This is a genomic window from Comamonas sp. F1-6 (assembly GCF_039581415.1).
GTDB classification, from domain to species: Bacteria; Pseudomonadota; Gammaproteobacteria; order Burkholderiales; family Burkholderiaceae_C; genus Comamonas; species Comamonas thiooxydans.
Window position 1 is genome coordinate 249,858 of sequence record NZ_JBCPWN010000001.1, and the last position, 14,640, is coordinate 264,497.

The 14,640-nt window shown below is 62.1% G+C and carries 15 protein-coding genes; 5 read left to right on the forward strand and 10 right to left on the reverse strand.

Features of this window, described 5'->3' with window-relative positions:
* Nucleotides 1–14 precede the first annotated feature (14 nt).
* The 4 genes from AAIL66_RS01145 to purT all read left to right on the forward strand — a co-directional run bounded on the left by AAIL66_RS01145 (nucleotide 15) and on the right by purT (nucleotide 3,414).
* Entirely contained in the window at nucleotides 15–1,070 is a 1,056-nt protein-coding gene (locus AAIL66_RS01145) for an ATP-dependent 6-phosphofructokinase (protein WP_003057959.1), read from the forward strand.
* A 54-nt stretch (nucleotides 1,071–1,124) separates the two neighbouring features.
* Nucleotides 1,125–1,595: a hypothetical protein gene (locus AAIL66_RS01150; protein WP_003057958.1), complete on the forward strand. Its 471-nt coding sequence runs from the start codon at nucleotides 1,125–1,127 to the stop codon at nucleotides 1,593–1,595.
* 115 nt (nucleotides 1,596–1,710) lie between these two features.
* On the forward strand, nucleotides 1,711–2,064 hold the full coding sequence (locus AAIL66_RS01155) for a hypothetical protein (RefSeq protein ID WP_343495819.1): 354 nt from the start codon (nucleotides 1,711–1,713) through the stop codon (nucleotides 2,062–2,064).
* Between the two features lie 132 nt (nucleotides 2,065–2,196).
* Nucleotides 2,197–3,414, forward strand: a complete 1,218-nt coding sequence (gene purT, locus AAIL66_RS01160) for a formate-dependent phosphoribosylglycinamide formyltransferase (RefSeq protein WP_343495820.1) — start codon at nucleotides 2,197–2,199, stop codon at nucleotides 3,412–3,414.
* 70 nt (nucleotides 3,415–3,484) lie between these two features.
* Here the strand turns inward: purT and AAIL66_RS01165 are convergent, their stop codons facing one another.
* From AAIL66_RS01165 to AAIL66_RS01185, 5 genes are all read right to left on the reverse strand, one after another.
* A complete protein-coding gene (locus AAIL66_RS01165) occupies nucleotides 3,485–4,141 on the reverse strand; it encodes a mechanosensitive ion channel family protein (protein ID WP_083994674.1) in 657 nt (218 codons plus the stop codon).
* A 138-nt stretch (nucleotides 4,142–4,279) separates the two neighbouring features.
* The gene (locus tag AAIL66_RS01170) at nucleotides 4,280–5,338 is read right to left on the reverse strand and encodes a diguanylate cyclase (protein WP_012837272.1); all 1,059 of its coding nucleotides are present in this window, start codon (nucleotides 5,336–5,338) and stop codon (nucleotides 4,280–4,282) included.
* 113 nt (nucleotides 5,339–5,451) lie between these two features.
* The gene (locus AAIL66_RS01175) at nucleotides 5,452–6,480 is read right to left on the reverse strand and encodes a hypothetical protein (RefSeq protein ID WP_343495821.1); all 1,029 of its coding nucleotides are present in this window, start codon (nucleotides 6,478–6,480) and stop codon (nucleotides 5,452–5,454) included.
* Between the two features lie 162 nt (nucleotides 6,481–6,642).
* Nucleotides 6,643–8,187, reverse strand: a complete 1,545-nt coding sequence (gene lysS / locus AAIL66_RS01180) for a lysine--tRNA ligase (RefSeq protein WP_343495822.1) — start codon at nucleotides 8,185–8,187, stop codon at nucleotides 6,643–6,645.
* 242 nt (nucleotides 8,188–8,429) lie between these two features.
* A complete protein-coding gene (locus tag AAIL66_RS01185) occupies nucleotides 8,430–9,080 on the reverse strand; it encodes an LON peptidase substrate-binding domain-containing protein (RefSeq protein ID WP_034353402.1) in 651 nt (216 codons plus the stop codon).
* Between the two features lie 60 nt (nucleotides 9,081–9,140).
* On the opposite strand from AAIL66_RS01185, the gene AAIL66_RS01190 reads away from it, so the two are divergent.
* Entirely contained in the window at nucleotides 9,141–9,707 is a 567-nt protein-coding gene (locus AAIL66_RS01190; RefSeq protein ID WP_045838330.1) for a YggT family protein, read from the forward strand.
* Between the two features lie 164 nt (nucleotides 9,708–9,871).
* Here the strand turns inward: AAIL66_RS01190 and accD are convergent, their stop codons facing one another.
* The 5 genes from accD to truA form a co-directional block, all read right to left on the reverse strand.
* The gene (gene accD, locus AAIL66_RS01195; protein WP_034353411.1) at nucleotides 9,872–10,747 is read right to left on the reverse strand and encodes an acetyl-CoA carboxylase, carboxyltransferase subunit beta; all 876 of its coding nucleotides are present in this window, start codon (nucleotides 10,745–10,747) and stop codon (nucleotides 9,872–9,874) included.
* A 188-nt stretch (nucleotides 10,748–10,935) separates the two neighbouring features.
* Entirely contained in the window at nucleotides 10,936–11,745 is an 810-nt protein-coding gene (gene trpA, locus AAIL66_RS01200) for a tryptophan synthase subunit alpha (protein ID WP_003064247.1), read from the reverse strand.
* Complete coding sequence (gene trpB, locus AAIL66_RS01205; RefSeq protein WP_003064250.1) at nucleotides 11,742–13,034, reverse strand: tryptophan synthase subunit beta; 1,293 nt, start codon at nucleotides 13,032–13,034, stop codon at nucleotides 11,742–11,744. The genes trpA and trpB overlap by 4 nt, the downstream gene beginning before the upstream one ends.
* The gene (locus AAIL66_RS01210; protein ID WP_034353420.1) at nucleotides 12,959–13,744 is read right to left on the reverse strand and encodes a phosphoribosylanthranilate isomerase; all 786 of its coding nucleotides are present in this window, start codon (nucleotides 13,742–13,744) and stop codon (nucleotides 12,959–12,961) included. Before AAIL66_RS01210 ends, trpB begins: the two co-directional genes overlap by 76 nt.
* Before the next feature lie 42 nt (nucleotides 13,745–13,786).
* Nucleotides 13,787–14,617: a tRNA pseudouridine(38-40) synthase TruA gene (truA, locus tag AAIL66_RS01215; RefSeq protein WP_034353424.1), complete on the reverse strand. Its 831-nt coding sequence runs from the start codon at nucleotides 14,615–14,617 to the stop codon at nucleotides 13,787–13,789.
* Nucleotides 14,618–14,640: the final 23 nt, after the last annotated feature.

Below are 14,640 nucleotides of genomic sequence, written 5' to 3' on the forward strand. Positions count from 1 at the left end.
TGGAGAGTGAGCCCATGCGCGTTGGTGTGCTGACCGGTGGCGGCGATTGCCCCGGCCTCAATGCGGTGATCCGTGCGGTCACCAAGTCCCTGATCAACCATGGCCAGTGCGAGGTACTGGGCATTGCCGACGGCTTTGAAGGGCTGATGGATGCCAGTCCGCGCGTCAGAGCGCTGAGCTGGGACGAGGTCAGCGGCATTCTGCATATCGGCGGCACCATCCTGGGCACCAGCAACAGCGCCAACCCGCTGCGCGATGCGGCCACGCTGGCCCAGGTGGGGCGCAATGTCAAGGCGCTGGCACTGGATGTGGTGGTTGCCATCGGCGGCGACGGCACCATGAGCCTGGCCCATGGCCTGGCGCAGGTGGGACTGCAATGCGTGGGCGTGCCCAAGACCATCGATAACGACATTGCCAACTGCGAGCGCAGCTTCGGCTTCGACACGGCCGTGGCGACGGTGACCGAAAGCCTGCGCCGCATCGAGAGCACGGCCATGAGCCACCACCGCGTGATGATCGTGGAGACCATGGGCCGCCATGCGGGCTGGCTGGCGCTGGAGTCCGGCATCGCCGGTGCTGCCGACATCATTTTGCTGCCCGAGATCGATTACGACCTGCAGTCCATCATCAAGGTCTGTCAGGAGCGCGAGCGGCGTCAGCGCTACACCATCATCTGCATCGGCGAGGGGGCCAAGGAAAGCGGCCAGAGCCTGACGGTGCGCGAGCGGATTGCGCACAGTCCCGACCCCGTGCGTCTGGGCGGCGTCGGCCATGTGCTGCGCGAGCGCCTGCAACCCCATCTCCAGAGCGAGGTGCGCACCACGGTGCTGGGGCATGTGCAGCGCGGCGGCGATCCGACGCCGTTTGACCGGGTACTGGCCACGCAGTTCGGCCACCATGCGGCGCAACTGGTGCTGGGCGGCCAGCTGGGCCATATGGTCACGCTGCAGAACGGCCGCATCGGCAGTGTGGCGATTGCCGATGTGGCCAATACCCAGCGCACCGTGCCGCTGGACAGCCCGCTGCTGACCATGGCGCGCGATATCGGAATTTGCTTTGGTGAGGCCTGAGCTGCGCTAAGGTGTGAGCCTGCGCGCACTTTCGGCGCGCCGGAGAAATTCAGCATGGACCGACATGAAGAAGCCGTGATGCAGCTGCTCACGGCCAACGGTGAGACTTTTGTGGCCCCCAAGTACGAGGTGGCCGATGGCTGGCAATGTCCGGCTTTCGTGGCATTGCGCCCGGCGCGTCGCCAGGTCTATGTGGTCGAGGTATCGGCTTCCGGCTATCCGCTGGCGCTGGTCAACCGTCTCAACGAGCGGGTCGAGAAATGGTATGCCCCGCTGCTGTCGCAACTGCACGGTCTGGGCATCACGCAGCCCGACTGGGAGATTGCCTGCCTGGTGTTTGTGCGCAGCGATCAGATCGACTGGCTCAAGGAACGCGTCAAGGACCTGAGCGGCGTGCATGTGCTGGGTCTGGAGCAGGCCAGCAGCCCCTGGGTCTGGGACGATGCGGTCTGGACTTCCGAGATGCGATTCGACGCGGGAAGCATTCCGCAGCGTGGCGGCAAGGCTGTCGGTCTGACGCACTGATACCCACCGAAAAATTTCAAGATATTGGCCTCAATCCCTTTGTCTTGAAGCGATTGAAGCTATCTATTTGGTAGAGATGCTGGCCCATGAACACCACTCACTTGCAGGTAGGCAGATGACTCTTTTCCGAATTCTGATCGCGGCGGCTTTGACCGCCTGCGCCGCTGCCGCCCAGGCTGCAGACTGGCAGATCTGCGATCTCAAGGTGCAGGTGCGAGAAAAGCAAAGCGGTGGCCGAGCGCTGCAAGCCCGCGTGCTTGAAGCTAAAGCCAGCGGCGATGCCGAATGTCCGCAACCGGGCACGGCGCTGAGCTTCAGGCCAGAAACGGCAGACTATCAAAGCGAGCTGCCGCGCAGGCAGTGGCCCAGTCCCGGTACTGCCGTGACGGTACGCTTTCGCTATCTGGACGGGCAATGCAAGAATCGCGGCGCCTGCCGCATCGAGCATTACTCGCCGATGCCGCACTGAATCTTCAATCAGCCGTGCCATGCGCTTCATAGCTCGGCGCTGAAAGCGGCCGAATTGCCAGGCTGCAGTCACGAGAGGCTTGCCTGCTCGCCTATGATCGGGGGCTCGGCCCCATATATGCAGGATGCAACCATGACCACCCTAGGAACCCCTCTCTCCCCCAATGCCACCAAAGTCATGCTGCTGGGCAGCGGCGAGCTGGGCAAGGAAGTGCTGATTGCCCTGCAGCGCCTGGGCGTGGAAACCATTGCCGTGGACCGCTATGAAAACGCGCCTGGCCAGCAGGTGGCCCATCATGCGCGCACCATCACCATGAGCGATCCGGCCCAGCTCAAGGCACTGATCGAAGAAGTCAAGCCCGATCTGGTCGTGCCCGAGATAGAAGCCATTGCCACGCCCATGCTGGAAGAGCTGGAGGCCGCAGGCATCATCACCTGCATTCCCACGGCCCGAGCCGCGCGTCTGACCATGGACCGTGAAGGTATTCGCCGTCTGGCCGCTGAAACCCTGGGCCTGCCCACCAGCCCCTATCGTTTTTGCGACTCCTTGGTCGAGCTGCAAGCCGCGATCGACGGCAGCGACGGCCAGCCCGCCATCGGCTACCCCTGTGTGGTCAAGCCCGTGATGAGCAGCTCGGGCAAGGGCCAGAGCAAGATCGACGGCCCGGCCGATGTGGCCAAGGCCTGGGATTACGCCATGGCCGGCGGCCGTGTGGCCAAGGGCCGCGTGATCGTCGAAGGCTTTATCGACTTCGATTACGAAATCACCCAGCTGACTGTGCGCGCCAAGGGTGCGGATGGTCAGATCGAAACCCATTTCTGCGATCCCGTGGGCCATATCCAGCAGGCCGGCGACTATGTGGAGAGCTGGCAGCCTCATCCCATGCACCCAGCCGCACTCGAGAAATCGCGCCAGATTGCCAAGGCCGTTACCGATGACCTCGGCGGCCTGGGCCTGTTTGGCGTGGAACTGTTTGTGAAGGGCGAGCAGGTCTGGTTCAGCGAAGTCTCGCCGCGTCCCCATGACACAGGACTGGTGACGCTGTGCACGCAGTGGCAAAGCGAGTTCGAACTACATGCCCGCGCGATTCTGGGTCTGCCCGTGGATGCCAGCCTGCGCAACCCTGGTGCCAGTGCCGTAATTTACGGTGGTCAGGATGCAGAAGGCCTGGTGTTTGATGGAGTGGACCAGGCCCTGGCAGTGCACGGCACCGATTTGCGCCTTTTTGGCAAGCCCGAGAGCTTTGTCAAGCGTCGCATGGGCGTGGCCCTGGCGCGCGCCAGCGATGTGGAGCAAGCCCGTGTGAATGCCAAGCTGGCTGCCAGCAAGGTCAGGCCGCGTCTGCCTTGAGGTAATCAAAAAGGGCTTCTCAGGAAGCCCTTTTGCATGGAGGCCGGGTATCAGCCGATATCCGCCGGTATCAGCCCGAGGCAGCGGCGCTGTCGCCAGGAGTCGTGATGGCCACCGCGCACGCTTCTTCCTGGCTGGTGGCCGGCGTGTTCTCCGTCACCACCGGCATGCCGCCTTTCCAGCGGCGAATGACGCGCTGGAAGATCAGTGAGTTGGGAATCTGCAGCAGATTGGGCATGCCTGCCGGTGCGCTGTCATCCTGCAAGGTGATGTAGAGCATATTGAGGTCGATCACGCGGCCCTTGGCTCCAGGCTTCTCTGCAGTGTCGAGCACCTCGATATAGTCGCCCAGACGGAAGGGGCCGACGGTGACGATCAGCAGCGCGCAAAACAGATTGGAGAGCACGCTCCAGGCCGCGAAGAAGGCAACTGCACCCACTGTGGCAAAGCCGGTGAAAGCCGTCCAGAGCACGGTAGCCGACATGCCCAGGCGCTCGAGAATCGCCAGTATGGCGGCGGCGATGATGATCCAGCGAAACACGCCGCGCAGCGGCATGAGCAGCTCATGAGGCAGGTCATAGGCCTTGCCTGCACGCGAGATGATGCGCTTGATGAGCCAGTTGATCAGCCAGGCCACCAGGATGATGAGAAAGATCTGAACCCCGGGAATCAGGATTTCAAGCCAGTCCTGCATCCAATCGGGCAGGTGCATTTGAAGACGACGCATAACCAGTCACTCGAGAAAAACGGCAGAGGTCAGCCCCGAAGGGCTGACAGGACAATGCGCCAATCCTAGCGTCTCTTGAGAGCGGAGCTGATAAGTGTCGATTGGGCAGGCAGTGCCGCAACGCTGCTTGGCGGACTGCTAGATCTGTCTCTGCTCTATGGTGTCCATCTGCATCTCGAAGCTGAAGAAGCGGTTGCGCCCTTGAGACTTGGCGGCATACAGGGCTTCGTCGGCTCGCATCAGCATGGATTCGGCGCTGGTGTGCTCGTCGGGAATGCAGGTGGTAATCCCGCCGGAGAGGGTCAGCGGAATATCCTCGGCGGCTCCTGGCGGGCGAATCTTGAGGAACTTGAGCATTTGGCCGAGAGCACGTGCGAACGTCATCGAACCGGAGCGCGGGGTATTGGGCAGGATCATGGCAAACTCTTCACCGCCATAACGTGCGGCGATGTCGCGTGGGCGCACGCAGACTTCGCGCAGCAGACGTCCGACCTGCTTGAGGCATTCGTCGCCCTGGACATGGCCGTAGGTATCGTTGAAGTGCTTGAAGTGATCGAGGTCGCAAAGCATCAGCGTCAGCGGCCTGCTCTCGCGCCTTGCCGCAGCAATTTCGGCATGCAGCATGCGATCGAGGCCTCGACGATTGACCAAACCCGTGAGCGCATCGAGCTCCACCATTTCGTTGAGCTTTTGATTCGCCAGATGCAGCTCTGCAGAGACCGTGACCAGGCGACGGCGCATGTCCAGCAGGCGGCGCATGGCGCGCAGCTTGGCGACCAGCACAATGGGTTTGACGGGTTTGACCAGGTAATCGTCGCCGCCCGCCTCAATACCGCGCCAGACGTCCAGATCGTTGTCCAGGCCGGAGAGAAAGATGATGGGTGTCCACTCGCCGGGCTCGGCCTCGCGCAGCTGACGCGCGACCCAATAGCCGTCTTCGCCGGGAAGGCGGATGTCCAGCAGCACCAGATCGGGTCTTTCGCTGCGAAACAGTGCCAGCGCGGTGCGGCCGTTTTCGGCTTCCAGCACCTGTGTCACACCGGCCTGGCGAAGTTCCGTCACCAGAGCAGCTCGCATGACTGCTTGATCCTCGACGACCAGTACGGAGAACGGCGTCGCAGAATCGGGTGACGAGAACCGTGCCCCGCTGGATTCGATGGCAGACAAAGCTGATGCAGAAGATGGCAGAGCTGTCATGAGAGGAAGGTCAGGGTCAGACTCATCGGTAGTTCAGGCATGGTCTGGGAAATATATTGTTACTTTATACGCCGGTTTTAAGCAACAGGCTTTGTGAATGGTCACGGACATGCTCAGGCCAATGCCAGAGAGGAGTGCGCTTTGCTGCGTTCATCGTGCCAGATGACGAAAGTCTGTGCCGCTGAACACAGCGTCGTCGCGCCCAGTTGAGCGATAAAGCGGCAGGCCGCGAACTGCGTCGATCTTGTTTCATAAACCGACACCCACTGCTGGCGTGCAGTCTGAGAGGCGGCAGGCAGGGGCCAGCGCCTTTCCTGGCTCGACAGACCGTTCAGCCCCATGCGCCATGGTTTGCCGCTGACTCGGGCGCGAAAGCACTGCTGCTGGTTACACAGCATGGCGTAGAGCGGGTCAACCTCCAGTTGCTGGAACAGCCCCTGGACCTCGGGTGAGGAGGGGGCGAGTGCGGTGTGGGTGACAATGACGCGCAGTCCTTTGGGCGTTTCGTAGACGCGCAAGCCCCAGTCCGGGTGCCTGGCTGAGAACGCCCGAACTTTTGCCAGTGCAATATCCACAGGCGGTGGCAGGTGGGCATTGTTGCGCTGCGTCTGGCGGGCATGCAGCCATTGCTTCAGGCCTGACCAGAAGACCAGGCCGATGCTGGCCACCAGCAGCATCAGCATCGCCGCACCGAGACTCCAGGTCAGAGGGGTCAGCCACAGCCAGGGCAGGGTCAGAGCCAGCAGCAGCGACGAAATGACTGGGAAGCGGGCAGGCTTTTTCTGATGTGGAAAGTCGATATCGGCAATGGCCACGTTCTCTGTATTCAGGCAGTGTGCGCCATAGCTATTGCGCGTCATGACGGATTCATCACGCCGCTCCAGCACCTCTTCGCGAATGGGTGTGCCGCCGTCCAGCCCGTATTCGGTGCGCCATTCCATGCGCTCGAAGTCTTCGGGCAGGCTGCGCTTGGCAGCGGCAGCGAGAGCCGCCTCCAGTGCCTGCTGTGCTCTTTGCTGAGCATGAGCCTGGGCATCTGACTCGCTGTTGTCGGACCAGCCCCAGCGTTGAACGGTGACGCCATGGCGTACGCCGGTCTGATGACGTAGTCTTGCCTGAGCCCAGTATTGGGGAATCTGCATGTCAAGCAGTATAGCCAGCCAGTATTGCGACAGCCTATTTTGAATAGTGGCCGGTGCGCAATCTGGCTGTGCCGGTGGCTATTGGTGTCTCAGTCACGGATCGTCAGAGGCCCGTCAGGCCATGTTGTTCCGCAACGCCCGAGCCGGGCGCACAGCCGCTTCTCAGACCTCGCGGCGCAATGCCGGGAACAGAATCACGTCACGGATGCTGGCGCTGTCGGTCAGCAGCATCATGAAGCGGTCAATACCGATGCCGCAGCCGCCGGTGGGGGGCATGCCGTATTCCAGGGCGCGCACAAAGTCGTGGTCGAAGTACATGGCTTCGTCGTCGCCTCCGTCCTTGGCTTCCACCTGGGCATTGAAGCGGGCAGCCTGGTCTTCGGCGTCATTGAGCTCGGAGAAGCCGTTGCCGAATTCGCGGCCCGTGATGTAGAGCTCGAAGCGCTCGGTCACTTCGGGGCGCTCGTCGTTGGCGCGCGCCAGCGGCGAGATCTCGGTGGGGTGTTCCATGATGAAGGTGGGGTTCCACAGCTTCTCTTCCACCACCTCTTCGAAGTACAGCACCTGCAGGCTGGCCAGGGTGCGGGTGGACAGCTTGTCCTTGTCTTCCTTCATGCCCAGCTTCTTCAGGGCATTGGTCAGCCATTCGCGGTTGCCCACGTTGTCGCCGGCTTCGGTGTATTTGACGATGGCTTCGGGGATGGTCAGGCGCTCGAAGGGCTTGACCAGGTCCACGGGCTTGCCGCCATAGCTCAGCTCCAGCGTGCCAACGGCCTTCATGGCCGCGTCGCGGATCAGCTTTTCGGTGTAGTCCATCAGATCCTGGTAGTTCCAGTAGGCCGCGTAGAACTCCATCATGGTGAACTCGGGGTTGTGGCGCACCGAGATACCTTCGTTGCGGAAGTTGCGGTTGATCTCGAACACGCGCTCGAAACCGCCGACGATCAGGCGCTTGAGGTAGAGCTCGGGCGCGATGCGCAGGTACATCTCCTGGTCCAGCGCATTGTGGTGGGTGATGAAGGGCTTGGCATTGGCACCGCCGGGGATGGGGTGCAGCATGGGTGTCTCGACTTCCAGGAAGCCGTGTTCGACCATGAAGTCGCGGATGCCGGCCACAGCCTTGCTGCGGGCCACGAAGCGCTTGCGGGCTTCTTCGTCGGTCATCAGGTCCACATAGCGCTGGCGCACCTTCTGCTCCAGGTCGGCCATGCCGTGGAACTTGTCGGGCATGGGGCGCAGGCTCTTGGTGAGCAGGCGGATTTTCGTGGCCTTGATCGACAGCTCGCCGGTCTTGGTCTTCATCAGCTGACCTTCGACGGAGATGATGTCGCCCAGATCCCATTTCTTGAAGTCGGCGTAGACCTCTTCACCCACGGCATCGCGGGTGACATAGGCCTGGATACGACCCGTGGCGTCCTGCACGGTGGCAAAGCTGGCCTTGCCCATCACGCGCTTGAGCATCATGCGACCAGCCACGCTGACGGCGACGGCTGCAGCGTCCAGGGCTTCGGCATCCTTGTCGCTGTGCTCGGCGATCAGGGCTGCTGCGCGATGCTCGGGCTTGAAGTCGTTGGGAAAGGCAACGCCGCCATTGGCCTTGGAAGACTCGCGCAGGGCTTTGAGTTTTTCGCGGCGCTCGGCGATGAGTTTGTTTTCGTCCTGAGGGGCGGTGTTTTCTGCCGCAGAAGAGATGTTTTGTTCAGTCATGAAAAGAGAGCGCCAGCGACAAGCGCCGGTTGGAGGCCAGGAATGGGGGCGCGGCAAGGATAGCCGCTGCCCGAAACCGGTGATTTTAAGTTTTTTGCCGAGTCAGCGGTAAGCGACCGGGCAAAGCGCTCGCAGGAACTGCGGAATGTCGCCTCCATGGTCCAGACTGCAGCGGAGAAAGCCAGCTGAATGCTGTCGAAAAAGTAGTGTTTTTACACCGCCGTTAAAGGGAGGAGCCAAATTCAGGCTTCCTCCTGCGGGCCTGATCCGGTAATGCCGCTTTGCTCCAGCACATCGGCAATCAGCTCCAGTCGCAGCAGCGGGGCATCCAGTGTCATGAGCTGCTGCTTGACCCGCACCGGCAGGGGCAGCATCTCGGCCCAGCGATTGGCAACCCAGGCGCAGTCGTGCATCTGCGTCGGAGTGGGCAGTTGCGCGTGGTCGGGGTCGTGGCTGTGCAGGTTCAGCAAGGCCTGAGCCAGTGCATGAGAGGTGCTGATCAAATGCTTGGGGACAGTGACCTTGGGGTCGTCGGGCAGCATGGCGACATCGGCTACCCACAGGCCATGCGGCAGTTGCCAGCAGCGCTGGATGTGAAAGCGCTGGACGCCCTTGCATTGCAGGTGCAGCAGCCCGGGCTGGGGAGAGTCGAGCCGGGCGATATGGGCCAGTACGCCCTCCGAGTGCAGGCGCTCGGTCTGGGCGCCAGCCTTGCGTACCTCCTGTCCCGACTGCAGCGCAACCACGCCGAAAGGGGCGTCGGCATGCTGGCATTTGCGGATCATGTCCAGATAACGCACCTCGAAGACCTGCAGGCTCAGCAGGCCTTCAGGAAACAGCACCGTGTTCAGCGGGAACAGGGGCAGGGAATGCAGACTTTGTGTATCAGTCATGGTGCCCGGCTATCATCCCACGAATGGGTGAGTTGCTCACTGTTTTCTGAATTGGGTCACATGCTGTTTGAAATCGTTTTGTTTCTGCTGGATGTCGTCGTCGGGTTGATCAGCGGGGCCTGCCTGCTGCGCATGTACATGCAGGTGCAGCGTGTGCCGTTTGGCAATCCCGTGGGACAACTGGTCTTTGCGCTGAGCGACTGGATTGTCATGCCGTTGCGCAAAGTCGTTCCCGCCAAGGGCCGCTGGGACAAATCCAGTCTTATTGCTGCCTTGCTGCTGCAACTGGTGCAGGTGCTGCTGATCTGGCTGCTGCTGGGTGCCAAGGGCTCGGTTGTGGCGCTGCCATGGCTGGCGCTGTGCGGGCTGATCAAGGTCATTCTGTCCGGCATGATGGGCATCTTGCTGATCTACGCCATCCTGTCCTGGGTGCAGCCCTATTCGCCCATCTACGGCGTGCTGCAGCGTCTGGCCGATCCGCTGGTGGCTCCTATCCGCAAGGTGGTGCCCCTGATAGGCAATGTGGACTTTTCGGCGCTGATTGCCCTGATTGGCCTGCAGGTGCTGTTGATGGTGCTCAACTATGTGCAGGCTGGCGGCCTGTCCATGATTGCCGGGGTGCGCTAGGGGAGCTGCCCGGGCCGGGAAAGCCGTATTGCCCGGAGCCTCGTCAATTCCAAAGCCTGCTGTGCGGTGTGTTTTGGATGTCCCGAGGCGCTAAAGCGGGCAAAAAAAACGGCTGACGCAGATGAATGCTGCGTCAACCGTTTTGCTTTTTGCTCGTCCGGTGCTTATTCCACGGCGTCCGCAGGCAGGCGTTGCAGCATGGCCAGAGAGCTGGAGACGCGATCACGCAGCTCGCGGCGGTCGACGATCATGTCCACGGCGCCCTTTTCCTGCAGGAACTCGGCGCGCTGGAAGCCTTCGGGCAGTTTCACACGCACGGTGGTTTCGATCACGCGAGGGCCGGCAAAGCCGATCAGGGCCTTGGGCTCGGCAATCACGATATCGCCCACGAAGGCGAAGCCGGCGGACACACCGCCCATGGTCGGGTCGGTCAGCACGGAGATATAGGGCAGGCCCTTCTTGGCCAGACGTGTCAGCGCGGCATTGGTCTTGGCCATTTGCATCAGCGACAGCAGACCTTCCTGCATGCGGGCACCACCGGTGGCGGTGAAGCAGATGAAAGGCACTTTCTGCTCGATGGCGGTCTCCACGCCGCGCACAAAGCGTTCACCGACCACAGAACCCATGGAGCCGCCCATGAAGTCGAACTCGAAGCAGGCCACGACCACATTGATGCTCTTGACGGAGCCACCCATGACGATCAGTGCGTCGGTCTCGCCGGTGTTCTCCAGTGCTTCCTTCAGACGCTCGGGGTACTTGCGGCTGTCCTTGAATTTCAGCGGGTCGACAGGAATGACTTCCTGTGCGATTTCATAGCGGCCTTCGGCGTCGAGGAAATGGTTCAGACGCGCGCGCGCGCCGATGCGGTGGTGGTGACCGCAGGTCGGGCAGACGTTCTGGTTCTTTTCCAGATCGGTCTTGTACAGAACGGTTTCGCAGCTGGGGCACTTGATCCACAGACCTTCGGGAATCTGCTGGTGGCGTTCCGTCGGATTGGTCTGCTGGATTTTTGCAGGCAGAAGTTTTTCAAGCCAGGACATGGTTATTTCCTTTTCAGTTTCCACTGCACTGCGCGCCACCCGCAACCCATGAGGGCGGCGCGGCGCAGGCACTGGCGCAATCCCGGTCAGGGACAGCGAGCAAGGGCCGCCCCGCTGCGAGGCTGTCGTCCCCCTTCAAGGGGGAAGCAGCGAAGCCGCTCAGGGGGAGGCTAATTTCTAGGGGTGCATTATGCGTCGAGAGCCTTTCGCACACCACGCAGAAAGTCTATTGCCAAAGGAACGATCTTCTCGTGGGGCTGGTTGTCGAGCAGGTCAATGATGCGGCTGCCGATGATGACGGCGTCGGCCACCTGGCCCACGGTCTGTGCGGTCTGGGCATCGCGAATGCCGAAACCCACGCCCACGGGCACGCTGACATGCTGGCGAATGCGCGGCAGCATGGCCTCCACGGCCGAAGTGTCCAGAGCGCCCGAACCGGTCACGCCCTTGAGCGAGACATAGTAGACATAGCCGCTGGCCACGCGCGCCACCTGCTGCATGCGCTCCTCGGTGCTGGTGGGAGCCAGCAGGAAGATCAGGTCCATGTCGCGGGCCTTGAGCTTGGCTGCAAACTCTTCGCATTCCTCTGGCGGATAGTCCACGATCAGCACGCCGTCGACGCCGGCAGCCGCCGCATGGTTGACGAAGGCATCCTCGCCATGGATCTGGTCGTAGCGTTCCACGGGGTTGGCATAGCCCATCAGCACCACGGGCGTGGTCTGGTCCTTTTTGCGGAACTCGGCCACATAGGCCAGTACCTGGCTCAGGCCCACGCCGTTGGCGATGGCCTTGTCGCCCGCGCGCTGGATGGTGGGGCCGTCGGCCATGGGGTCCGAGAAGGGCACGCCCAGCTCGATCACGTCGGCACCGGCTTCCACCATGCCGTGCATGAGGGAGGGGGTGATGGCGGCAAATGGAAAGCCTGCAGTCACATAGGGAATCAGGGCCTTGCGGCCTTCTTCCTTGAGCTTGCTGAAAGTGGCGGTAATTCGGCTCATAACTTGTTGCCCCCTGCGGCAGCCTTGGCTGCATCATGTCCGGGAGCGCCCTTGACGGTGAGACCGCGCATGGAGGGACGGTCGAAATATTCGGCACCCGAGAGGTCGGCCACGGTGCCGATGTCCTTGTCGCCACGGCCCGATAGGCTGACGAGAATCGACTGGTCGGCGCGCATGGTCTTGGCCAGCTTCATGGCATAGGCTACGGCGTGGCTGGACTCGAGAGCCGGGATGATGCCTTCGGCGCGGCACAGATAGTGGAAGGCGTCCAGCGCCTCCTGATCGGTGATGCCCACATACTGGGCACGGCCGATTTCCTGCAGCCATGCATGTTCAGGGCCCACACCGGGGTAATCCAGGCCGGCGCTCACCGAGTGGGTCTCGGTGATCTGGCCGTTTTCGTCCTGCAGGATGAAGGTGCGGTTGCCGTGCAGCACGCCCGAGCTGCCTTTTTGCAGCGAGGCTGAGTGCTTGCCGGACTCCAGGCCTTCGCCCGCCGCTTCCACGCCGAACAGCTGGGTGTTCTCGTAGGGGATATAGGGGTAGAAGATGCCCATGGCATTGCTGCCGCCGCCCACGCAGGCGACTACCGCGTCGGGCTGCTTGTCGGCGCCCAGGAACTCGGGCATCTGCGTCAGGCACTCGTCGCCGATGACTTTCTGGAAGTCGCGCACCATCATGGGATAGGGATGGGGGCCGGCCACGGTGCCGATGATGTAGAAGGTGTTGTCCACATTGGCCACCCAGTCGCGCATGGCTTCGTTGAGCGCATCCTTGAGCGTTCTGGAGCCCGATTCCACGGGCACCACGGTGGCGCCCAGCAGCTTCATGCGGTAGACATTGGGGCTTTGACGCTTCACGTCCTCGGCGCCCATGTAGACGATGCATTCGAGGCCGTAACGAGCGCAGATGGTGGCCGTGGCCACGCCGTGCTGGCCGGCACCTGTCTCGGCAATGATGCGCGGCTTGCCCATGCGCTTGGCGAGCATGGCCTGGCCGATCACATTGTTGATCTTGTGTGCGCCCGTGTGGTTGAGGTCCTCGCGCTTGAGATAGATCTGCGCGCCGCCCATTTCACGGCTCATGCGCGAGGCGTGATAGACGGGCGAGGGACGGCCTACATAGTGTGCCAGCTCGGACTGGAATTCGGCGATGAATTCGGGGTCGTTCTGATACTTTGCGTAGGCCTCACGCAGCTCGGTGAGCGCGTGGGTCAGGGTTTCGCTGGCGAAGCTGCCGCCGTAGCGGCCGAAATGGCCGTGGACGTCGGGATACTGGTATTCAAACATGTGTCAGTCTGCAAAATTTGGGCATCAGCTGCACGTACGGCAGCAATGAAGCGATGAATCTTGTGGGCATCCTTGATGCCTTTGAGGGGCTTGCCGTCGGGGCCTTCGGCCTCGACTCCAGAGCTCACATCAACGGCCAGAGACAACCCGCGAGGGCGCACTTGCAAGATGCCATCGGTCACGTTTGCAGGCGTGAGTCCACCAGACAAAACGAGGTGAGAGTCGACGCTTGTTGGCAGAAGTGACCAATTGAATGCCTTGCCGCCGCCACCATAACCATCGACATGGGCGTCGAGCAGGATGGCTTGGGCCTTTGAATAACGTTGGGCATATTCTACGAGGTCAAATCGCGCCGCATCGTCTCCAAGGGGTATGCGCGCCGCGCGCAACCAGGGCTGCACGCCCCGGGTGGCGGCCTCGCAATCCGCAGCCGATTCATCACCATGAAATTGCACGCAGGCGTTGGGTATTAGGTCGCAAGCAGCTATCACATTGGTAGCTGTTTCATTCACAAAGAGCAAAACAGGTGTGACAAAGGGCGGCAGTCGCCGGGCCAGCTCGGCCGCGCGTTGCAGCGTCACGGCGCGTGGGCTTGGCGCATAAAGCACAAAGCCGACGGCATCGGCACCGGCGGCCACTGCAGCGTCGACATCCTGCTCGCGGGTCAGGCCGCAGATCTTGATGCGGGTGCGGGGGGCAATGGAAGACATGGCAAATCTCTGGCGTTGCAGCAATCGTTGGCCGCTGGCCGCTCAGGGCAGCCAGGCAAACGGGGGGGTGTCTACAGGTAGGCCCCAGCGCGTATCGTAAATGGGGCCGAGAAAGTACAGACCGTCAGGGGAGAAGGTGGGGGCGGCCACTTCGCGCGAGCGTGCCTCCAGCACTTGCTGCATCCATTCCACGGGCTTGGAGCCCTGGCCCACGTAGATCAGGCAGCCCATGATGTTGCGGATCATGTGGTGCAGAAAAGCGCTGCCCTCGAACTCGAAACGCCAGTAGCCACATTCCATCTGTCCGTCGCGCATGGGTGCCTGGCCTGCGGGGCGGTAGTGGATGTCGATGCGGCGCAGGGTCTTGATCGGGCTCTTGGCCTGGCAGCCTGCCGCGCGAAAGGACGAAAAATCATGCTCGCCCAGCAGCAGGTCGGCGGCTGCACGCATGCGCTGCGCATCCAGGGCCTGAAACACCCAGCCCACGCGGCCATGGTCGACGCTGGGGCGCACGGGCGACTGCAGCAGCACATAGGCATAGCGGCGTGCAGTGGCAGAGGCCCGGGAGTGGAAGCCATTCGGGCCGTCGGCGACCTCGGCCGCCCATTGCACGGCGATGTCCTTGGGCAAAAAGGTGTTGGTGCCTCGCACCCAGGAGTTGGGCGCGCGCTGCAGCTCGGTGTCAAAGTGCACGACCTGCATCAGGCCGTGCACACCGGAATCGGTGCGACCGGCGCAGATGGTGGAGACTTCTTGAGCAGCAAAGCGGCCCAGGGCCGCTTCGAGTTTGTCTTGTACGGTGTTGCCATCGGGCTGGCTTTGCCAGCCGCGATAGGCCTGACCGTTGTAGCTGACGCCAAGAGCTATGCGCATGGCATGGCTCCCGGCGCGGGGTC